Below are 25557 nucleotides of genomic sequence, written 5' to 3'. Positions count from 1 at the left end.
AAGATAACTATTTTTGAAAGTGCGGTCATCTAATTGTAAAGACTCTTTAAACGTAATACAAGAAAGACCGACATTTTTGGCAATAGCTATGCATTGTGTTTTTTAAAGAACCACACCTTTAGAACATCAGCAGTAATAATGTAACAACTTACAATAAAAAGCATTACACCAAGATTGATTATTGGCAAAGGCGTTAATCCAATGTCTTTTGCAAAAGGCAAATAAGGCAATCCGACAGTTAAAATAAAAGCGATGATGCTAAATATAAAAAGGTATTTTCCGGGTCTGCTTTTAAAAATATTTTTATGTGTTCGGATGATAAAAACGATGAACAGTTCAGAAAGAACAGATTCTATAAACCAACCCGTTTGAAACCCGTGTTCTTTTACTTTTAAGAAATAGTAAAGCGTTATAAAAGTAATTAAGTCAAATACCGAACTATGAATACCAAATAGAATCATATAATTCCGGATATGTTTTAAATTCCATTTTCCTGGTTTCTCTAGTTGTTCTTTGTCAACATTATCTGTTGTAACGGCTAGAAACGGAAAATCAGTAAGGAAATTTGTGAGTAAAATTTGTTTTGGGAGCATGGGTAAAAAAGGCAAAGCAATCGATGCCGCAGCCACACTAAACATATTTCCAAAAGTAGAACCTGTATTGATGTATAAATATTTCAGGGTATTGGCAAATGTTTTTCTTCCTTCTCGAATACCATCCACCACTACCATTAAGTTTTTTTCCATTAGAACAAAGTCAGCTGCTTCTCGAGCCACATCCACTGCATTTTCGACAGAAATACCCACATCAGCCGCGCTAATTGCTGATACATCATTGATGCCGTCTCCCATATAAGCAACAGTGTAAGTTTGTTTTAATGCCAATATGATTCGTTCTTTTTGTTGAGGTTCAACTTCAGCAAAAATATGTGTTTTCTTCACGAGTTGTTTTAGGGCCTCAGGACTGGTGTTAAACAACTCTTTACCCGTCATTATCACAGGCTGTTTGATGCCAATAGTCAATGCGATTGATTCAGCTACGTTTTTATTATCCCCGGTAATTATTTTCAGGCTTACTTTTAGCTTAGACAATTCGGTCAAGGCTTCAACAATACCTGATTTTACGGGGTCATTTAATAAAATAAAACCCGCAAAAATCATTTCAGTTTCTAGTTCTTTTGTTATCGTTACAGCTTCCATATTTTTATAACACACTCCAATTGCACGCAAACCAGCATTCCCAAATTGAGCAAATGTATTGTCTAAATTGTCGCGATGGGAAGCTATTGATTCAATACGTCCATCACTCAATTTAATTTGGGTACAAATGCTAATTATTTGAGAAAAAGCCCCTTTACTAATCAATAAGGTTTCAGTCTCGGTTTGAACCCCAATACTCAATCTTTTTCGAATAAAATCATAGGGGATTTCACCTGTTTTTTGAGCAGATAGAACGGTGTTTAAAGGAAGTTTTTTTAACGCTTCATCAATAGCATTTGTATAGCCAGTTTCAAAAGTAGCGTTCCAAAAGGCCAATTGTTTGACCCACTCACTTTCTTTTTCTTCCCCATCTATACAACCAGCTACTTCGATTGTCCCCTCTGTAATGGTTCCCGTTTTATCGGTACACAATAAATTTACCTCGCCTAGATTTTGAATTGAATTTAGTTTTTTTACAATTACTTTTTTTGCCAAAAGTCTTTTGGCTCCAGCACTCATCGCAATAGTTGTAATAGCAGGCAAGAGTTCGGGAGCTATTCCTACGGCTAATGCTAAAGCAAAAAGCGCAGACTCCATTATACCTTTGTGATTTAATAAATTAACGATGAGAATAAATACTGCTAGGACTAGTGTTATTTTCATTAAGAAAAAGCCAAAGTCTTTTATACCTTTTTCAAAAGAGGTTTCTATTGTGCCAGAGGCGCTAAGTGAAATTGCCCCAAAAATAGTTTGGTCACCAGTTTGAATAACTAATGCTTTGGCGTTGCCGCTTACCACATTCGTTCCTTCCCAGAGGCAGTTTGTTCTTTTGGCTAATTCGGTTTCTGGGTCTAGAATCCCCGTAGTTTTTCTCACAGGATAAGATTCGCCTGTCAAACTAGATTCGTTTGCGTGAAGTTCATTAGCGTCAATAATAAGACAATCAGCAGGAATCATATCTCCTGCTTTTAACAGAATGAGGTCGCCTTCTACAATGTTTTTAGAAATAATTTCTTGAGGAACCCCATCTCTTATAACGGTTGATTTCAATGAAATCATTGATTGAAGTTTTTCTACTACTCGACTGGCATTTCGCTCTTGAAAAAAACTAAGTAATCCTGTAGATAAAACGATAAACAAAATGATAAACACATCCGACGCATCGCCTAAAAAAGCCGATATAATCACAGCTCCAATTAATAACAACATGAGCGGATTCTTGAATTGGCTCAAAAACAGCAATATTTCTTTTCTAAACCCCGATTTGGTTTTAGCGTGTACGCCTCTTTTTTTTAGTAAGCGAATCGCTTCTTTATGCGATAATCCTTGTGATGAACTATTGAGTTGTTGTAGCCAATAGTCGGATGGAGATGCCCAAAATTTATTTTCCGAAGTTGTTTGCATAACCATTCAATTAAGGTATACGTGATCAGAATTTTCACTTTTATATAAAGGTAATGTTATTCTTTTAAAAGACTAGATTTAAACTAGTTAAAATAACATAAAGGTATTTTACGACTAATAAGAATAGATTTCACTTTAATTTAGAATAAGCCAAACAATTGCCCAATAGTTTTTTATTTATATTTGTTTCCGTACAAAAAAAATTAAACGAATATACCAATGAATACCCCTTCTATCCAATCCAAACCTCATTATCCAATTTTAGACGGATTACGTGGAGTTGCTGCCCTAATGGTTGTTATTTTTCACGTTTTCGAGGCGCATGCCAAAAGCCATCTAAGTCAATTGATTAATCACGGGTATTTAGCGGTTGATTTTTTCTTCTTGTTGTCGGGTTTTGTGATTGGTTATGCTTATGATGATCGTTGGGAAAAAATGACGATTGGGAATTTTTTCAAACGTCGTTTAGTTCGCTTACAACCCATGGTCGTGATGGGAATGATTATAGGTGCTGGTTTGTTTTATTTCCAAGCGTCTAATTTGTTTCCAATGATTGCCGATGTTCCAGTTTGGAAAATGCTATTAATCATGGTGATTGGGTTTACTTTAATTCCTGTGCCAGTCTCAATGGACATTCGCGGTTGGCAAGAAATGCATCCACTAAATGGGCCAGGGTGGTCTTTATTTTTTGAATATGTGGCTAATATTTTATACGCGCTTTTTATACGTAAATTTTCTAAGACCTTGTTGACTATTTTAGTTGTTTTGTCGGGTGCCGCTTTGATTCATTTGTCGGCAACTACCCCTAATGGTGACCTTACAGGAGGTTGGTCATTAGATCCTACACAGCTGCATATTGGAATTGTTCGTTTGATGTATCCTTTTTTTGCGGGCTTATTGTTATTCCGCTTAGGAAAATTAATCCAAGTGAAAAATGCCTTTTTATGGTGTAGTTTGTTACTAGTTGTTTTGCTTTCTCTACCAAGAATAGGAGGAGAAGATCATTTCTGGATGAATGGTTTGTACGAGTCGTTGACTATTATTTTCTTTTTTCCTTTAGTAGTCTTTTTAGGCGCAAGTGGGGAAGTTACGGGTAAATGGGCAAATAAAGTATGTCAATTTTTTGGTGATATTTCTTATCCGATATACATTACCCATTATCCTATTATTTATATCTACACTGCATGGGCGGTAGACAACAAATTATCAATTATTGAAGCCTATCCTATCAGTATTCTAACTGTAGCGGCTTGTGTGGCTTTAGGATATGCGTGTTTAAAATGGTATGATGAACCAGTACGTAAGTGGTTAGGGAAGCGAGTGTTTGGCAATAAGTAACCTGCCGAAACAATTTGTGCTCTTTGCGGTTCAATTTTTTTTGCCACAGATTATTTAACCATATAAGGCATATAAGTAAATACCCGTTGGGTGTAATTATTAAAAACGTCAGTTCGAGTGTTTTTTGTGCAATGAAATGGAACAAAAAATGTATCGAGAAGCGTTTTTAATGAAATTTCACTTGTTCTCGATACGATTTTCTTTCGAAAATCACTCGAACTGACGTAAAATTATCATTAAAAACTAATTTCAACCAACGGGTTAAGTAAATATAAGATTGTGTCTTTGTGCTTGCTTTGCGCTCTTTGTGGTTTAATTTTTCTTTGCCACAGATTGTTTCACCATATAAGTCATATAAGATTTTTCTAATTTCTCGAATTTTCTTAATCAGCGTTCCCGCCATTGCGAGGAGTCACGACGGCACCATCTTTTCTTGCCACAGATTATTTAACCATATAAGTCATATAAGTAAATATAAGATTGCGTCCTTTGTGCTTGCTTTGCGCTCTTTGTGGTTTAATTTTTCTTTGCCACGGATTACACAGATGAAACGGATTTTCCAAACAGTTTAAAAGAAGTCAATTTATCGGTTTGTCATTTCTATGAAAGATGAATTTTATACCTATATATATATAGGTAGGATTTTCAATAAGCAATTTCAAAAATCAATATCAAAAATCAATATCAAAAATCAATATCAAAATTCAACTTCGTAAATCGTATATCGTAAATCGTATATCGTAAATCGCGCATCGTAAATTTCTAAACCATATAAGTCATATAAGGCAACATAAGAAAGTCGCTTCGCTCAATTGAAGTATATTTAAATAAATCATACTTGAATGGTGAATTCTAACATACAGGATATTCAAATTGTTACATTGATCAATCGATACATATTCAAATTACACTTCGCACATCGTATTTCGTACATCGTATATCGTAACTCGTATATCGTAACTCGTATATCGTAAATCGTAACTCGTATATCGTAACTCCTAAACCCCCTGTTTTTACCCCATCAAACCCATTAAAACCCCTGATTAGTACTATAAAAAAGCATGATTGGGTGTGATAAGTACTACAAATCACTTTTTTTTGAGTTTTTTCATAATCAATAGAGTTTAATTATAAAACATTGAAAAACAATTGTTTAAGTTCAAAAAAACCAGTTTAAAAACACTTTTTGTTAGTTCAGAAATGAAAAAGTAGTTCGGAAAATTCAAAACCGAACTCATTTGCAGTTGGATAATTAGAAAAAAAATAATAACGAAAGTAATTTTGTCGCACATATAATTTATACAATAACCCCACACTGTATGAAAAATTTTTCTACAACTTCGTTTAAGAAGTATTGTGCTTATGTTGCAGTACTTAGTTTCTATTTGTTTGCCATGGTGTTCAACACTACTACTGCAAACGCACAAATGACCAACCTTAGGTTTAAAAGTGAAGCGGCGGCTTACACGCCTATCACAGGAGGAACATTAATTGTTCAACCGGGAACTGCATTGGGTGCTGCTTCAGCAGTAACCGATATTGGTTTTACGTTCAACTTCCAAGGTGTGAACTATACCCAGTTCTCGATGAACGCTGCGGGTATTTTAAAACTGGGTAGTGTAGCCGTAAGTACCAATAGTAATAATACGGTGCCTACTGCTGCAGACTCGCCTAAGCTATTTGCTTGGTGGGATGCTACCTACACAGGTTCATCTGCTAATGGTGGAGGGATTCGTTACCTATTAGAAGGTAGTGCTCCCAACCGTGTGATGACCGTACAGTTCAATGGAAGCTATGCTTTAAATGCTGGAGGTGCTACTACTTACCAAATCAAGTTGTATGAAACCTCTAATAAAATAGAATTCTTATATGGACCAGGTCCTACTGCAGCAGGACAGTCTGCTTCTACGGGGGTGGCTAACTTAAGCCATGGTAGAGAATATATCTATGTACAAACGGCCAATCATATTCCATCTTATGAACAAGCCTACCAAACGAATGCTGCTTGGCCAGGTGGAGCTGCAAACGGTGGAATTAAATATACCTTTACACCCTACCTTCCTGCTATTTCACCAGCGTGTGCTACCAGCACACCAATGATGTGGTTGAAAGCGGACGGACAACAAAATGTAACCCGTACTTTATTAAATGTACCTGCAGCATCAAGAACAGCGTCAAGTTTTTTGGATGCGAACTGGGTTGTAGGGAATTCTGTTTTAACAGGAACCAACGGTTGGCTGCCAAGTGCGGCCGAGGGGTCAAACTCTAACCCCACCACCGGGCCTATCGGTTCTTTGACTTTAGACTTAGGCTCAATTAAAACCGTTGATGGTGTTGCTACTTTGGGAGCAAGTGCGGGTACAGGATATGTAACCGATTATGCGGTTCGTGTATCTTCGGACAATGTAACTTGGACCGACTTAGGTTTGTTTAAAGGAAACGAAGCGTATAACATAATCAACTATGCTGATTTTGACGCACCAGTAACGTGTCGTTATGTGCGCATCATTCCTTCAGACTTTGTGACCTACCGTGCTATGCGTGCCGATGTGTATACTAAAACAAGTACTGCCTTAGCTAATAATACTAAGGTAGCACTTTGGGAAGATGCTTCAGGAAATGAAAATGATGCTTTCCAGGTTACAGCTGCAAATCAAGCAACTTATGCCACCAATCAAATCAACTTTAACCCAGCAATGTTATTTTCTAATGCAGCAAATACTGCGTTAGGAATTCCAGATCAAACCAATATACGTTCTGCTTTTTGGGTTACTCAATATACAGGTGATGGTGCCGATTACGATCACGTATTAAATGGTAGTAGTGTGGGAACTGCTCCATTTTTTCATGGGGGTGTAGGAGGGGCATTCTCCTATTCAGGCGGAATGACGGATGCACAAAGCGCTTGGTGGAAAGATGGTACTTTAGGAACTATTGCCTCTACTTATGATTTTGGTGCCAATGGACAACCAAATATCGTAAGTACAACTACAAAAGATGTATTGAATCCCTTTATTGCTACGAATTTATCCTATCAAGCTGGACAAACGCGTTCATGGAATGGACCTATTGGTGAAATCTTGACGTACCAAAACGTACCAACTGCTGCTGAACAAAATGTCATTGAATCCTATTTAGGTATTAAATATGGTATTCAACTGGGACACGATTATGTAGCAGCTAACGGTACTACAAAAGTATGGGACAAAACAGCTAATGCAACTTACCATAATAATGTATTCGGTATTGGACGTTCAGACTGTCAAGGGTTACACCAGCGTCAATCTACTTCTGTAAAAAAATCAGGACAATTATTGACCTTGGGTAATAATTCGAAAATTGGAACAGAAAATACAAGTGCAACAGGAAATGACATTGCAACGGATAATACCTATTTAATGATAGGGGATGATAATGGAAGTTTGGCATTATCCAGCACTAAAGTAGGAAACTATTTTCATATAGGAAGAAAATGGAAAGCCAGTAACATAGGCATTACGCAAGCCACTAAGGTTTCTGCCCCAGCTTTTGGAAATACAGCAACAAATGTGTTGCCATCTACCGCAGCAGAAAAATACGATGCTAATATCATGTACTTAGTTGTGGATGCTGATGGTGATGGTAACTTTAGTAATGCAACTTATACCGCTATGACTTTAGTAGGAACGGGAGCGGCAGCTACATGGGAAGCTTCTTCAGTGATTCCTAACAATGCCATTATTACATTTGCTACAAAAGAAAACACCACGGACACGGATTCTGACTCTGTCTATAATTATGTAGACCTAGACGATGACAACGATGGTGTAGTAGACTGGATGGAGCAAACAGATTGTGTTTTTCCAGCTGCAGATTTGACACAATTAACCTTTAATGGAGCTGCAGTATTTTCAGTAACTAATGCTACTACTATTGCATCTGGAACCACAGGCGCTTGGGCTTCTTCTTATTCAGATCAAGCCTTTAAATTGCCAATTCATTTAGAATTTAATACCAATACTGATGCCAATCAGGTGATGCTAGGATTAATGCCGGTAGCAGCAACCAAAGTAACCAACAACTGGACTGATGCTTCTTCGTATAAATTCTATTTTACAGGTGCAAATTATTATGGTAAGTTCCCGGCAACCACTTGGAACATTGCCGCAACCGCATTTACTGCAAACCAATTATTTGAAATTGACATTAACGAAACAGGTTATGTAACGGTAAAAGTAGGTGGCGTTCAAAAATTAGCCTACCAAGGAGTTGCGTCAGATTATAACCTAACTCTTTCTTCTTTACAACCCAAAACCTTATCTAATATAAAATTACGTTCGTACTCAGTATATAAAGAATGTACTAATATTGACACCGATGGTGACGGAATTCCAAATCATTTAGATTTAGACTCAGACGGCGATGGATGTTCTGATGCTAAAGAAGCTGGGGTAACGGGAACATTATCCTCTGGAACCGCAACCAATTTTGCAAACGGCACCACAACAACCATTACGTTAAACAATGCTATTGCAACAGGGCCTTATGGCACTAATGGTTTAGCTGACGGACTAGAGGCTACCACAGAGTCGGGAACCACTTCATATCCTTCTACTTACGCCAAGTATGCCGTAGCGGCCAACCTTAACGCTTGTATAGACACAGACAACGACGGCATTGTAGATGTAATAGACATCGACGATGACAATGATGGTATTGTAGATACTATGGAGAGCACAAATTGTGTGTATCCAGAGGTCAACTTAGGAGGCGTAACTTACAACGGCAGTACAACTACAGTAACATTATCTGGCACAACCTTAACTTTATCAGGAAATAACGCAAGCTGGACGTCTAAATATTCGGACCAAGCGTTTAAACTTCCTATCCATATCGAATACAACACGGGCACAACTGCAAGTTATGCCATGGTGGGGCTATTGCCTGTTGGTGCCACCAAAACCCCTACCAACTGGACGGATGGAGCGTACAAAATATACAATGATGCCGCTGTAATTAGAGGTAAATTGCCTAATACCACTTGGGATATTGACAATGTTCCTTATACCGCAGGCACCAAAGTAGAAATGGACATTTCTGAAACGGGTTGGGTTGTGGTTAAAAACAATGGTACAATTATTAGACAATTTCAAGGTGTAGTTTCTGATTACAACTTAGCCTTCTCTGCTTATAATGCCAGAGGATATAATAATTTTAAAGTAACCCAATTTTCTTTAGATGTAGCTTGTACCGATATTGATACCGATGGGGATGGTACGCCAAACCGATTAGATTTGGATTCGGATAACGATGGTTGTTCAGACGCGAAAGAAGCAGGAACGACAACATCGAGTACTGCGAACTTTAAACACACTACCGCCGTAGGAACCAATGGTTTGGCCGATGCTTTAGAAGCCACCGCCGACAACAATCGTTACAACGGCACTTATACCTATACTTATGCAACCTTTAACGGATTAACTGCTTGTATAGATACCGATAACGACGGATATAGTGACCTTATTGATTTAGATGACGACAATGATGGTATTTTAGACGCCGTTGAAAATCCATCTTGTCAAAAAATTACCAATGGAAACGGACAAAATAATTTTGGCAGCTGGATGGTTTCGGGCAACGTTATTTCTAACGGTAGCGCAATACTTTTTAACTCTGCCAATACCGCTCCAAATGGAGTTTTAAGCCAAGTAATCACCACAGCACCTAACTTCCTATATCAATTAACTTTTGAGGCCTTGGGTTCTGCGCCTGCTTCTGCTAATACAAGTGGTAGTGCAGCAATAAGGGTTGATGTATTAAACGGAACTAACGTAATTGCAACCAAAACCATCACAAGAACATTAAGTACAGCTTGGACAGGCGAAAGCCTTGATTTTGCTACAACTGGCTCAACGGCTACAGTCCGTTTTACAGATGTTTCAGCTAACACCGCAGCAATCAACAATTTCGATTTTTATCTCCGAGCGGTTGCCGTAACAGGAGCTTGTGGAATAGATACCGACGGCGATGGCACTTTAGATCAATACGATTTAGATTCGGATAACGATGGTTGTAACGATGCTACCGAAGGTGGAGCTAGTTTTACCGTGGCTTCTGGGCAAGTAAACCCAACAACCAAGATGCTTACCGGAAATGTTGGCACCAATGGTGTTCCATTAGTTGCTGGTGCTGGTCAGGCTGTTGGTTTTTCAACTGATAGTTCGTTAAACGAATGTACAGACTCTGACAACGATGGTGTTCCTGACGTATATGATTTAGACAACGACAATGATGGCGTGCTCGACGAGGTTGAAAATGAATGTCAAAACCTATTCTGGGAAACATTTGGAACAGCGTCTTCAGTGCCTACAATTCCAAACGCCAGAATGTTACTAACTACTAGCGAAGGTGGCATTTATAGTGCTGTGCCAACACACCAAGCAGGATATTGGACCGCGGGTAGATTAGACAATACGCCAAATGACGTAAATGGAAACATGTACATGGGCTTTAACATGGCTACCACTAAAGTAGTCTATACTACAACAGTTACAGGACTAACAGTAGGTAAGCAATATGAACTATCTGCATTTATTGCAAATCCATTAACCTCTTTAGGAGAGTTTTCAAACCTTACGCTCCGCGCTAAAGACGCTTCTAATCAAGTTATAAGCACTATCAGTACTGGTAATATATTACAAGGTAACTTTGCTTGGAAAAAATACAGCATGCTTATTACTGCTGCCACTACATCCGTTACTTTCGAAATACAAAACAATTCGTTAGGGAATAACGCAACAGGCGAAGACTTTGTTTTAGACGACGTTAGGGTAAGACAAGTTGAGCCTTGCGATTTTGATAATGATGGAATTCCGAACTATTTAGATTTAGATTCAGATAACGACGGCTGTTCGGATGCGAAAGAAGCAGGTACTACACAAAATGCTACGGCCAATTATGCTCATCCTGCGCCTTATGGAGCAAATGGTTTTGTAGATGCCAAAGAAGCGGCAACTGAAAGCGGTGTTTACAATGGCACATATACCTATGCAAGAGCACTCAATGCTACCCTTACATCTTGTGCTGATTTAGACCAAGATGGTATCCAAGATGATTTAGACATCGACGATGACAACGACGGTATTTTGGATGCAGTAGAGTGTCCGGCAATGGCACCATACAAAGTATATACTTACAACCGTCCTGATGCAGGTTGGTCTTCAATTGCGCCTGTCATTATATCTGGCCAAACCACACAAAATGTGGTTTTAGATCAAAGAACAAATGGAACAGTAGGAACGGCAAATGCTTTAACAGCAGATGGACTTACCAATTGGAAACTAGTAGCTACTGATGTATATCCTAGTGCCACAAATACTATTTCAGTAAAAATAGCACCTACAAGCGCCACTACAGGAACTTATATCGTAGCAGATGCTATGTTAATTACCAATGGCGTTACTACACTTACTATAGACAATAATCCAACAAACACTGCAAATTTTGCGGTAACTGGGTCTTGGACATCACAAAATGTAGCAGGATCTTATGGCGGAGCCAATCAATACATTCAAGCTCCATTTACAACGGCGACTACAGCTACATGGACTTTTACAACTCCAACTGTGGTATGTACAGATACCGACGGAGATGGAACGCCTGATTTTAGAGATTTAGATGCTGATGGTGACGGATGTTCGGATGCTTACGAGGCAGGAACAACCACCGACAAAACAGCCAACTACAAACATACGACTACTGTTGGCACCAACGGTTTGGCCGATGTTTTGGAAACCACCGCGGACAATGGTATTTATAAAGGTACCTATGCTATGGATCGAGCTACTGATGCTTCAGTAAATAAATGTATAGACACCGATAACGATGGCGTTTCTGATTTAGACGATTTAGACGATGACAACGACGGTGTTTTAGACGCAGTAGAATGCCCTGAGTCGGCTGCTGTGAGCAAATACAAAGTCTATACCTATAATAGAAGAGACGATGCTAACGTTCCTACTAACCTTCCTGTTAAAATTACAGGAGCGGGTGTGACGAATGTGGTATTGAATCAAAAAGCGGCAGGAACCTTCAATTACAATGGAGTAGCCTGGACGCTATTGGCTTCGAATGTTTCTGCCGATGCCAACAAACAAATTAAAATCCAAACCCTTCCGGCTGCGGGAGTAAATGGATCGTACTATTTTGCCGATGCGATGTTGATTACCAATGGTACCACTACCTATGTAATTAACGATCGTGATGCAGGATTTAGCAAAGCAGGTACTTGGACAGATCAAGCGAGTTACACAGGTAACTATTTGAGCAACATGTTCTATGCCAACATCAACGCAGCCAATACCGCTACTTGGACACTTAATAACATTGCCAATCCAGCTTTCCAATGTGATGTTGATGGGGATGGAATCTTAAACCATTTGGACCTTGATTCGGATGGAGATGGCTGTTCTGATGCGCTTGAGGCAGGTACAGTAACCACGCCATCAAGCACTACGGTTGCGGGGCCTTATGGCAACAACGGTTTTGCAGACAGCAAAGAAACCGCTGCCGAAAGTGGTTTATATACAGGAACCTACGTGTACCGTTATGCAGTTAATACCATTATCAATGCGTGTCTAGATTCTGACAACGACGGCATCAGAGATGTAATTGATGTGGATGATGACAATGATGGGGTAACTGATGTTGTAGAATGTGGATGTGCTTTAGCTAACTCAACGGCTGAAATTATTGCACCAATTAGTGTACAAACGTATCCAAATAACCTTACTGCTACTGGATATACTACTCCAAAATATTCATATGATGGATCAGGATTATCAGCAGTACCAACAACTGAAGCTTCTTTAGCTACTATCTCACATAGTTCACCAACTTTAATTACAAATGCATTATACGTGTCTTCTTCTACAGGTATTGGTAATGCTTGGAGATTTACTTTACCTGCTCCTAAAGATGTTAAAGGTATTGCGATGTGGATTCCAGGATCTAATGCTTACGGTGGTGGAGATGCACCAATGAAAAAATTCAAGGTTTCTTGGACGGATTGTTCAGGAACTGCTAAATCACAAACTTTTGATTTAGGTACGCCTTCTCCAAATGCTAAACAATTGTACTTTGACGAGCCAATTGCTTCGATTAGTTCATTTGATTTTGAAGTATTGGAAGTTTGGTATGATGAAGAAATGGATCAAGGAGTTTCAGATGGTTGGGAAATTGCTGCAGTAGGTAGTATTCCCGCAGCCTTTGATATTACCTTAGGTGAAATCCGTTTCATTGGTCAAGTAGGAGCGTTCTCATCTAACTGTACAACAGATACAGATGGAGACGGTAAACCAAACCGATTAGATACAGACTCAGACGGCGACGGTTGTGGTGATGCTTTTGAATCGGGCACAACTACCACCAAAACAATGACTACCCTAGCGGGTCCTTATGGAGCTAACGGTATGGCCGATAGCAAAGAAACAACAGTTGATAATGGCATTTATAATGGAACTTATACTTACGGTTATGCTACCAATGAATTCCAAAATGCTTGTACCGACTCAGATAATGACGGGGTGCCTGATTTTATTGATTTAGATGATGATAATGACGGAGTAACTGATGCTGTTGAATGTGGATTCAATTGTGTTGGAGTAGCTCCAATTATTAATGAAAGTTTTGAATTACCTGCTACAGGAACTTTCCAAACCGCCGCAACTATGCCTGGTTGGAGAACAACAGCTGCTGACGGTCAAATGGAAATGTGGACTAGTAGTGGTTCTGTTCCAGCGGCAGATGGTAATCGTTTTATGGAATTGAATGCATATCTTCCAGGTTCATTATACCAAGTATTATGTTTGGATGCAGGTGCTAAAATTTCTTGGTCTATCAAACACAGAGGTAGAAGCGGTGTAGATGTAGCAGCGCTTCGTTTAGGAAGTGGATTAAACTCATTAACAACAGTTGCGACTATGTCTGATGGTACATCAGCTTGGGGTACTTACACAGGTACTTACACGGTTCCAGCAGGTCAAGCTCAAACTTATTTTGTAATTTCATCTGTATCTTCTTCAGTAGCCGATCCTGCTTGGGGTAATTTCATTGACGATGTCAAAGTAACTATAATTTCACCAGCAGTATGTATTGATACCGATGGAGACGGTGTTATCAACTCATTAGATTTAGACTCTGATGGTGACGGTTGTGGGGATGCTTCTGAAGCAGGAACAACCACAACTAAAACACAAACAGTAATTCCGGGTCCTTATGGTACCAACGGTATGGCCGATAGCAAAGAAACTACGGCTGATAGTGGGGTATACAATAGCACTTACACCTACAACCAATATGCATTATACAACACTATTAATATGTGTGCTGATAATGATAATGATGGGATAGCAGATTATATCGATTTAGATGATGATAACGATGGTGTATTAGACACAGTAGAGTCGCCAGGATGTAACTATGTTGCTTTTGCTTCAGATAATTTTGGTAATGTTGGTATTAGTACGGCTGTGGCTTCGGTGGTGGGTACCGCCGATTTTACAGGCCCTTATGCTTTAAATGCTGGTGATGGCCCTCAATTGAGCGCAGCCAAAGTACCCGGTTATGCTTGGGCATGGTCAGACGGTAACCGTTATGCACAAGACGGGCAGTATGCTATTGTATCTAACCCACGTTTGGGTGGCTACGGTTGGTACAACATTAACAAAGACCATACTACCGAGAATACCGGTGGTGGTGGCGCCATGTTATTGATCAACGGTGCTAGCCCAGGCCAGGTGGCCTATACCAATACGGTAATGGGCTTAACCATTGGTAAAAAATACCGTTTCTCTGCTTGGGTTGCCAATGTTTTTGACAACACAACGACGATTAAACCGAACCTTATCTTGCGTATCAAAAACGCTTCAGGTACAGTGGTAAGTAGTGTTTCTACAGGCGACGTGGCTTCTAGCGCAGGTGCGATATTATGGACTAAATACGACTTAGAATTTGTGGCTTCAACCTCTACCATGTCGTATGACTTGGTAAGTAATGCAGCAGCAGGAGGAGGAAACGACTTTGCTTTAGATGATATTACTTTAAGCGAATGTTTTACGCCAAATGTGGATACAGACGGAGACGGAATTCCAAACCATTTGGATTTAGATTCAGACGGTGACGGATGTAACGATGCGGTTGAGGCAGGTACTGTAAGTAATTTAACAGATGCTACCGTAGCGGGTCCTTATGGAACAAACGGATTAGCAAATAGTAAAGAAACAGCTACTGATAATGGTACGCCAAACGTGAACTATACCTATCCACGTGCAATCAATACAACTTTAAACGGATGTACTGATACCGATAACGACGGTGTATCTGACTTGAACGATGTGGATGATGACAACGATGGAATTTTAGACAGCGTGGAAGCACCTGGTTGTAATTTCATTACTATGAATAGTGAAACCTTTGGCAACGTGGGTATCAGTACCGCTGTTGCTGGGGTAACAGGCGATTTCTCTGGTGCACAGAAATTGAATTTAGGAGATGGAGATCGTATTTCTGCGGCTACAGTACCAGGCTATACTTGGACTTGGCAAGACGGAGTTCGTGGCGCCAATGACGGTCAATATGCCGTGGTTTCTAACGCAAGATTAGGAGGTTTTGCGGCATGGATAAATGAAAATAAAGACCATACTACCTACTCTACTGGTGGTGGTGGCGCCATGTTGTTGATCAATGGTGCTAATCCTGGTCAAGTAGCTTACACTAACACATTAAATTACTTAACCGTAGGTAAGAAGTTTAAATTCTCTGCTTGGATTGCGAATGTTTGTAATTCATGTCCAGTAAAACCAAACATCCTATTGCGTATCAAAAACGCTTCAGGCACTGTAGTGGCTAGTGTGTCTACAGGAGACATTAGCGACTCTAATACTACATTGAACTGGGCTCAATTCCAATTAGAGTTTACAGCTACTACATCAACTATGACGTACGAGCTGGTAAGTAACGCCATCTCTGGCGGAGGAAATGATTTTGCTATTGACGATGTTATTTTAGCAGAATGTTATACTCCAGTAGTAGATACAGATGGTGATGGAATTGCAGATAATTTAGACTCAGATTCAGATAATGATGGATGTTCAGATGCGAATGAAGCCTACGGAAACACTACGGCTCAAGGAACTGACAACAATCAATATTATGGAACAGGTAATCCACCAGCGGTAGATGCAACAGGTAAAGTGACGGGAGCAAGTTATCCAGGTACGAATACTAATGTGACTACTGCGGGTAGAGCTAGTGTTGTAACGACACAACCAGCCAACCAAATTGTACAAGTAGCAGAAACAGCTACCTTCACGGCAGCAGTAACGCCAGGATCTGGTGTAACAAGCTACCAATGGGAGCAAAGTACAGATGGTGGAGCTACATGGGCTAATGTAACCAATAATACAACATTTGCGGGGGCTACAACGACTACTTTGGTAGTGAGTAATGTAACCATGGCAATGAACCAATACAAATACCGTTTACAAATTAAAGAGTCGAACTATACTTGTGGTAATGTAACTACAAACCCAGCTCGATTATTAATTGGTAACGTTCCAAGTATTGTTGATGATACTAAAGCGGTAGCTGAGGACACTCCTGCTACAGGAAATGTATTGTCTAACGATAAAGGTTCAGGAAATACTGCTTTAACAGTAAATAGTTTTACAGTAAACGGAACAACGTATACAGCAGGACAAACCGCTACTATTCCAGGAGTTGGAACAGTAGTAGTAAACGCCAATGGAACCTACACTTTCACTCCGGTGGCAAATTATAACGGTACGGTACCAACTATTGAGTACACTGCTACTGATGCTAATGGAGGAACAGATACAGGTAAATTAGATATTACGGTAACTGCCGTGAACGATGTACCAGTGGCGACTAACGAAACCACTTCTACACCTCAAGACACACCAAAATCAGGTAATGTCTTGGCTAATGACACTGACGCCGATGGAGATACACTAAGCATCACTACGTTTACGGTAGGTGGAGTAACCTATAATGCAGGCGAAACCGCTACTATTCCTGGTAAAGGAACGATTGTAGTGAATGCTGATGGTAGTTATACCTTCACGCCAGCCTTTGGTTATGTAGGATCAATTCCTGCAATAGGGTACACGATTAGTGATGGAAATGGTGGCAACACTACAGGAACTTTGACACTTTCTGTAGCCAATACAAATGATGCTCCGCTACCTGCTACTGATGTAGTAACAACACCAGCGGGATCAACTAAAACAGGTAATGTTTTAACTAATGATACCGATGTGGATAGTGCCACTTTAACGGTAACCAAAATAACAATAGGTGGTACAGATTATCCTGTTGGAACACCAGTTACCTTGACAGAAGGAACAATTACAGTAAACGCTGATGGTTCGTTCACTTTTGTACCAGCAACGGGTTACTCAGGAGATGTACCAATGATTACGTATACAGTTTCTGATGGTAGTTTAACAAGCACAGCTAATTTAGACTTGTTTGTTTCACCAGTAAATGCAGCTCCAGTGGCTACAGACGATACTGTAACTGTGGCTGAAGATGGTACGGCAACAGGTAACGTATTGACTAATGATACAGATGCTGATGCAGGAACAACCCTAGCTATTACGGAATACTCATTTACTGTGGGAGGGGTTACTTATACCTATCCAGCAGGAAGTAAATCAGTAATCCCAGGAGTGGGAACCATTCAAGTGAATGCTAATGGAACATACGAATTTATTCCAAACGCAAACTATAATGGGGCGGTGCCAGCCATTACCTACACAGTAAGTGATGGAGACGGTGGAAAAGACACAGGAAGCCTTGCCATTACAATTACGGCGGCTAACGATACACCAATGGCGGTTAACGATGACAATATCGCTACACCAGAAGACACACCTGCTACAGGAAATGTATTGGCTAACGATAGTGATATAGATGGAGATACCATTACTGTAAAAGAATTTACAGTAGGAGGAGTAACCTATCCAGCAGGAACAACGGCTACAATTCCAGGTGTGGGAACACTAGTGATTAATGCTAACGGAACATTTACGTTCACTCCAGCAGCAAACTATAACGGAGATGTACCAACAATTGTGTACACTACTCAAGATAGTACAGGAGCAACGGATTCAGCTAATTTAAATCTTAGTGTGACGCCTGTAAATGATGCACCGGTAGCTACAAATGACACTAAAACTGTAGGTCAAGGCGAAACCGCTTCAGGAAATGTACTAGCGAATGATACTGATGCTGAAAACAATACGTTAACAGTAACTGATTTCACAATTAATGGACAAACGTATCCTGCAGGTAGTATCGTAGATATTCCAGGAGTAGGTACCTTGAAAGTGAATGCAGATGGAGGTTACACGTTCACACCAGCAGATGGTTATTCAGGTGCAGTGCCAGCAATTACGTATACAGTAAGTGATGGTCAAGGCGCAACAAGTACAGGAACTTTAGCAATAACAGCTGCCGAAGACCTAGACGATGATAATGACGGAATCTTAGATTCAGTTGAAAATGCAGCTTGTTCACCAGCTAATCCAAATTGTGATTCAGACGGAGACGGAATTCCAAACCGTTTGGACATTGATTCAGATAACGATGGCATCAATGATGTAATCGAAGCAGGAGGAACAGATGCAGATAATGACGGTAGAGCCGATGGTGCAGTAGATGCGAATGGAGTGCCACAATCAGCAAATGGCGGATTGACTCCACTAGATACTGATTCAGATGGTAAAGCCAATCCGTATGACGTAGATTCTGATGGAGATGGTATCCCTGACTCTATTGAGAAAGGAACAGGAACAACACCAGTAGATTCTGATGGAGATAACATCCCAGACTATTTAGACACTGATTCAGATAACGATGGTATCTTAGATGCAGTAGAAAAAGGAACAGGAGCTACTCCAGTAGATACAGATGGAGATGGAATCCCTGATTACAGAGATACAGATTCTGATGGAGACGGTATTTTAGATAGCGTTGAAAAAGGAACAGGAACAACTCCACTGGACACAGATGGAGATGGTATTCCAGATTTCCAAGATACAGACTCGGATAATGACGGAATTAAAGACGCTATCGAGAAAGGAACAGGAACAACACCGCTTGATACAGATGGTGACGGAACTCCTGATTACAGAGATACAGATTCTGATGGAGATGGTATTTCAGATGCTATCGAAAAAGGAACAGGAACCACTCCAAAAGATACGGATGGAGATGGAATCCCTGACTTCCAAGATACAGATTCTGATAACGACGGTATCTTAGATTCAGTTGAAAAAGGAACAGGAACTACTCCAAAAGATACAGATGGAGATGGAACACCAGACTTCCAAGATACAGATTCGGATAACGATGGTATTTTAGATAGCGTTGAAAAAGGAACAGGAACAACTCCACTTGACACAGATGGAGATGGTATTCCAAACTTCCAAGATACAGACTCTGATGGAGACGGTATACCAGACGCAGTAGAAAAAGGAACAGGAACAACACCGCTTGATACAGATGGTGACGGAATCCCTGATTACTTAGATACGGATTCAGATAACGATGGTATTCCAGACGCTACTGAAGATGCAGGTTGTACAGGAACAGCTCCATGTACTCCTACTGATACAGATCATGATGGAATCCCAGATTATAGAGATTTGGATTCAGATGGAGACGGTATCTTAGATTCAGTAGAAAAAGGAACAGGAACTACTCCAAAAGATACAGATGGAGATGGTATTCCAGATTTCCAAGATACTGATTCAGATAATGATGGTATTCCAGACTCAGTAGAGAAAGGAACAGGAACGACTCCAAAAGATACAGATGGAGATGGTATTCCAGATTTCCAAGACACGGATTCTGACAATGACGGTATTCCAGATGCAGTAGAAAAAGGAACAGGAACAACACCTCTTGATACAGATGGAGACGGAATTCCTGACTTCCAAGACACAGATTCTGATAATGACGGTATTCCAGACGCGGTAGAAAAAGGAAATGGACCTACACCTATCGATACAGATGGAGACGGTATTCCGGATTATAGAGATCCAGATTCTGATAATGATGGTATTCCAGATGCAACGGAAGATGCAGGATGTACAGGAACAGCTCCATGTACTCCTACTGATACAGATGGAGACGGAATTCCTGATTACAGAGATTTAGACTCTGATGGCGATTTGAAACCAGACAACCAAGAAGGTGCTGCAGATACGGATGGAGACGGTATTCCGAACTTCCAAGATACAGACTCTGATGGTGATGGTGTGCCAGATAGTATTGATCAATGTCCATTAGTAGTAGGAACCGCCGCTACAAACGGTTGTCCAGATGACTTTGATGGTGATGGTATAATTGATGCTATTGACTTAGATGATGATAACGACGGAATCTTAGATTCAGTTGAGAATGCAGCGTGTAACCCAGCCGCAACAAATTGTGATTCAGATGGAGACGGTATTCCAAATCGTTTGGACCCAGATTCTGATAATGATGGAATTTCTGATGTGAAAGAAGCAGGTGGAACAGATGCAAATAATGATGGTAAAGTTGACGGAGCAGTAGATGCTAATGGAGTGCCACAATCAGCTAACGGCGGATTAACAGCTCCAGATACAGACGGCGATGGAAAATTGAACCCGTATGACTTAGATTCAGACGGTGACGGAATCCCAGATGCTGTAGAAAAAGGACCTGATGGAAACAATCCATTAGATTCTGATAATGACGGTACCCCAGATTATAAAGATTTAGATTCTGATAATGATGGAATTTTAGATGCTGTTGAAAAAGGTACTAATGGAAATGTACCATTGGATACAGATAAAGACGGAATCCCTGATTATAGAGATTTAGATTCTGATGGTGATGGTATTCCTGACTCAGTAGAAAAAGGAACAGGAACAACCCCTCTTGATACAGATGGAGATGGTATTCCAGATTTCCAAGATACCGATTCTGATAACGACGGAATTCCAGATGCAACTGAAGATAGAGGATGTACAGGAACAGCTCCATGTACGCCAACAGATACAGATGGTGATGGAACGCCAGATTATAGAGATTTGGATTCAGACGGAGACGGTATTCCAGATGCAGTTGAAAAAGGAACAGGAACAACCCCTCTTGATACAGATGGAGATGGAACACCTGACTTCCAAGATACAGACTCTGATGGAGATGGTATTCCAGATGCAGTAGAAAAAGGAACAGGAACGACTCCAAAAGATACTGATGGAGATGGAATCCCTGACTTCCAAGATACTGATTCTGATAACGACGGTATTCCAGACGCAGTAGAAAAAGGAACAGGAACAACACCTCTTGATACAGATGGAGACGGAATCCCAGATTTCCAAGATACTGATTCTGATAACGATGGTATTCCAGATGCAGTAGAAAAAGGAACAGGAACAACACCTGCCGATACAGATGGAGATGGAATCCCAGATTATAGAGACCCAGATTCTGATAATGATGGTCTTCCAGATAGTCAAGAAGGAACTGTAGATACAGACGGAGACGGAACACCAGATTATAAAGACGCTGATTCAGACGGAGATGGTGTGCCAGATGCAACTGATATCTGTCCTACAGTAGCCGGTACAGTGAGCAACAATGGTTGTCCTGCTGACTTTGATGGAGACGGTATTGATGATGTGGTTGATTTAGATGATGATAACGATGGTATCTTAGATACTGTAGAGAATGCAGCATGCAACCCAGCTAGTCCAAATTGCGATTCAGACGGTGATGGTATTCCAAACCGTTATGACGCAGATTCAGACAACGATGGTATTAAAGATACAATCGAGGCAGGAGTAGTAGATGCGAATAACGATGGTAAAGCTGATGGAGCAGTAGATGCTAACGGTGTACCAGTCTCTACAAATGGTGGTAAAACACCTGCGGATACTGACGGTGACGGAAGTGCTAATCCGTATGATGTAGATTCTGATGGAGATGGTATTTCTGATGCTATCGAAAAAGGACCAAACGGAGCAACACCTCTTGATACAGATGGTGATGGAACACCAGATTATTTAGATTTGGATTCTGATAATGATGGTATTCCAGACTCAGTAGAAAAAGGACCAGGAACGGCTATTCGCGATACAGATGGCGATGGTATTCCAGACTATAGAGATACTGACACTGACGGTGACGGTATTCCAGATAGCGTTGAAGATGCAGGTTGTACAGGTACAGCGCCATGTACGCCTACAGATACTGACGGAGATGGAACACCTGATTATAGAGATGTAGACTCTGACGGAGACGGAATTTCTGATGCAGCCGAAAAAGGAGCCGATCCATTACATCCATTGGATACAGATGGAGATGGTATTCCAGATTTCCAAGATACTGATTCAGACAATGATGGTATTTTAGATTCAGCTGAAAAAGGAACAGGAACAACTCCGGTTGATACTGATGGTGATGGAACTCCAGATTATAGAGATTTAGACTCTGACGGAGACGGTATTCCAGATGCTGTAGAAAAAGGAACAGGAACAACTCCTCTTGATTCAGATGGAGACGGTATTCCAGACTTCCAAGATACCGATTCTGATAACGACGGAATCCCAGATGCAGTAGAGAAAGGTACTGACCCATTACATCCATTGGATACAGATGGTGATGGTATCCCAGACTATAGAGATACCGATTCTGATAACGACGGTATTCCAGATGCAGTAGAGAAAGGTACTGACCCATTACATCCATTGGATACAGATGGTGATGGTATTCCAGATTTCCAAGATACCGATTCAGATAATGACGGAATCTTAGATGCGACTGAAGATTTGGGTTGTACAGGTACAACACCATGTACACCAACAGATACAGACGGTGATGGTATTCCAGATTATAGAGATTTGGATTCTGATAACGACGGTATTCCAGATGCAGTAGAAAAAGGAACAGGAACTACACCGCTTGATACAGATGGCGATGGTATTCCAGACTTCCAAGACACGGATTCTGATAACGATGGAAAACCAGACAACCAAGAAGGGGTTACCGATACAGATGGAGATGGAATTCCAAATTATTTGGATACAGATTCTGATGGTGATGGTGTTGCGGATAGTGTAGACCAATGTCCTTATGTAGATGGATTTGGAAGCACAACAGGTTGTCCTGTGGATTCTGATGGTGACGGAATTGTAGATGGACTTGATGCAGATGATGACAATGACGGTATCTTAGATACAGTGGAAGGAGCAGTTTGTAATCCAGCAGCGGCAGATTGTGATACAGATGGAGACGGTATTCCAAACCGTTTAGATCCAGACTCTGATAACGACGGAATCTCTGATGTTAGAGAAACTAACGGAACAGATGCTAACGGTGACGGAATGGTAGATGGTGCAGTAGATGCTAATGGTGTACCTCAGTCATCAAATGGTGGAGTAACTCCTCCTAATACTGATGGAACAGGAAACGCTAATCCGTATGACCTAGATTCAGATGGAGATGGTATTTCAGATGCTATCGAAAAAGGTGCTAATGGGAATGCTCCGTTAGATACTGATGGAGATGGAACACCAGATTATTTAGATACGGATTCTGATAATGATGGAATTCCAGATACTCTTGAAAAAGGAGCAGGACCAGGTCTTGCCGATACAGATGGAGATGGAACCCCAGATTATAGAGACACAGACTCTGATAACGATGGAATAACTGACGCTGTGGAAAAAGGTGAGAATGGTAACAATCCTATCGATACAGATGGTGATGGTATCCCAGACTTCCAAGACCCAGACTCTGACAATGATGGAATTACAGATAAAGTAGAAAAAGGAACTGGAGCTACTCCAGCAGATACTGATAATGACGGTACCCCTGATTACAGAGATGTGGATTCAGATGGAGACGGAGTATTAGATATAGTAGATGATTGTCCTTTGGTTGTTGGATCACCTTATATGAATGGATGTCCAGGAACTGATACGGATGGAGACGGTATTCCAGATGCAGTTGATTTAGATGATGATAATGATGGAATTACGGATGTTGTTGAAAATGCGGCTTGCTCGCCAACATCAACTACCTGTGATTCAGATGGAGATGGAATTATCAATAGCTTAGATACGGATTCAGATAACGATGGTATTACCGATGCAAGAGAATCAAATGGTTTAGATGTAAACGGTGACGGAAGAATTGATGGTCCAGTTGATGCTAATGGTGTGCCTCAAGCAGTAAACGGAGGAACAACACCTGCAGATACAGATGGTGACGGTAAACGTAACCCGTATGATGCAGATTCTGATGGAGATGGTATTTCTGATGCTATCGAAAAAGGAACGAATCCAAATGCACCAATTGATACAGATGGAGACGGAACACCAGATTATTTGGATACAGATTCGGATAATGACGGAATTCAAGATGCTATTGAAATGGGATCAGGTACGACACCAGTAGATACGGATAACGATGGTGTTCCAGACTACAGAGATGTAGATTCTGATGGTGACGGTATCTCTGATGCAATCGAAAATGGTTCGGGAACAACCCCATTGAATACAGATGGAGATAGTCAACCAAATTACAGAGACATTGATTCTGATGGAGATGGAATTCCTGATGCGGTAGAACGTGTAAATGCTGGAATTCCAGTAGATACAGATGGAGACGGAACACCAGATTATATCGATCTTGATTCTGATAACGATGGTATCTCAGATGTAATTGAGAAAGGTGCTGATCCATTGCATCCAACAGATACTGATGGTGATGGTATCCCTGATTACAGAGATGTAGATTCTGATAATGATGGAATTTTAGATGCAATCGAGAAAGGTACAGGCGCTACACCAGTAGATACTGACGGCGATGGTACACCAGATTACATGGATACAGATTCAGATAATGACGGAATCACAGATGCAATCGAGAAAGGTACAGGCGCTACACCAGTAGACACTGACGGTGATGGTACACCAGATTACATGGATACAGATTCTGATAACGACGGAATCACAGATGCAATCGAGAAAGGTACAGGCGCTACACCAGTAGACACTGACGGTGATGGTACACCAGATTACATGGATACAGATTCTGATAACGACGGAATCTCAGATGCAATCGAGAAAGGTACAGGAGCTACACCAGTAGACACTGATGGCGATGGTACACCAGATTACAGAGATGCAGATTCAGATAATGACGGAATCACAGATGCAATCGAGAGAGGTACAGGAACTACACCAGTAGACACTGACGGTGATGGTACACCAGATTACAGAGATGCAGATTCAGATAATGACGGAATCACAGATGCAATCGAGAGAGGTACAGGAACTACACCAGTAGACACTGACGGCGATGGTACACCAGATTACAAAGATTTGGATTCTGATAATGATGGAATCTCAGATGCAATCGAGAGAGGTACAGGCGCTACACCAGTAGACACTGACGGTGATGGTACACCAGATTACAGAGATGCAGATTCAGATAATGATGGAATCACAGATGCAATCGAGAGAGGTACAGGAACTACACCAGTAGACACTGACGGCGATGGTACACCAGATTACAG

At 40.7% G+C, this 25557-nt stretch carries 4 protein-coding genes; 2 read left to right on the top strand and 2 right to left on the bottom strand.

Annotation, left to right across the window (positions count from 1 at the left end; all coding sequences use genetic code 11):
- Positions 1-86: 86 nt before the first annotated feature.
- Positions 87-2603 carry a magnesium-translocating P-type ATPase gene (gene mgtA / locus RMR09_RS01610; RefSeq protein WP_310594092.1) on the bottom strand — a complete coding sequence of 839 codons (2517 nt, stop codon included), beginning with the start codon at positions 2601-2603 and terminating at the stop codon, positions 87-89.
- Positions 2604-2822: 219 nt separating this feature from the next.
- On the opposite strand from mgtA, the gene RMR09_RS01605 reads away from it, so the two are divergent.
- Positions 2823-3941, top strand: coding sequence for an acyltransferase (locus RMR09_RS01605; protein WP_310594091.1), 1119 nt, complete (start codon positions 2823-2825; stop codon positions 3939-3941).
- A 166-nt stretch (positions 3942-4107) separates the two neighbouring features.
- Here RMR09_RS01605 and RMR09_RS01600 read toward each other — a convergent pair whose 3' ends face one another.
- A complete protein-coding gene (locus RMR09_RS01600) occupies positions 4108-4344 on the bottom strand; it encodes a hypothetical protein (protein WP_310594090.1) in 237 nt (78 codons plus the stop codon).
- A 916-nt stretch (positions 4345-5260) separates the two neighbouring features.
- On the opposite strand from RMR09_RS01600, the gene RMR09_RS01595 reads away from it, so the two are divergent.
- On the top strand, positions 5261-25557 hold a 20297-nt coding region (locus RMR09_RS01595), incomplete at its 3' end, for an Ig-like domain-containing protein (RefSeq protein WP_310594089.1).

The organism is Flavobacterium sp. (genome assembly GCF_031537875.1).
Lineage (GTDB): Bacteria > Bacteroidota > Bacteroidia > Flavobacteriales > Flavobacteriaceae > Flavobacterium.
The sequence above is the reverse complement of the archived record's forward strand: the minus strand, read 5'-3'. Positions and strand labels throughout refer to the sequence as shown.

What these genes read in the sequence shown, in the direction of transcription:
- mgtA (WP_310594092.1), bottom strand. Translation starts at nt 2,603, where the DNA reads ATGCAAACAACTTCGGAAAATAAATTTTGGGCATCTCCATCCGACTAT.
- RMR09_RS01605 (WP_310594091.1), top strand. Translation starts at nt 2,823, where the DNA reads ATGAATACCCCTTCTATCCAATCCAAACCTCATTATCCAATTTTAGAC.
- RMR09_RS01600 (WP_310594090.1), bottom strand. Translation starts at nt 4,344, where the DNA reads ATGGCGGGAACGCTGATTAAGAAAATTCGAGAAATTAGAAAAATCTTA.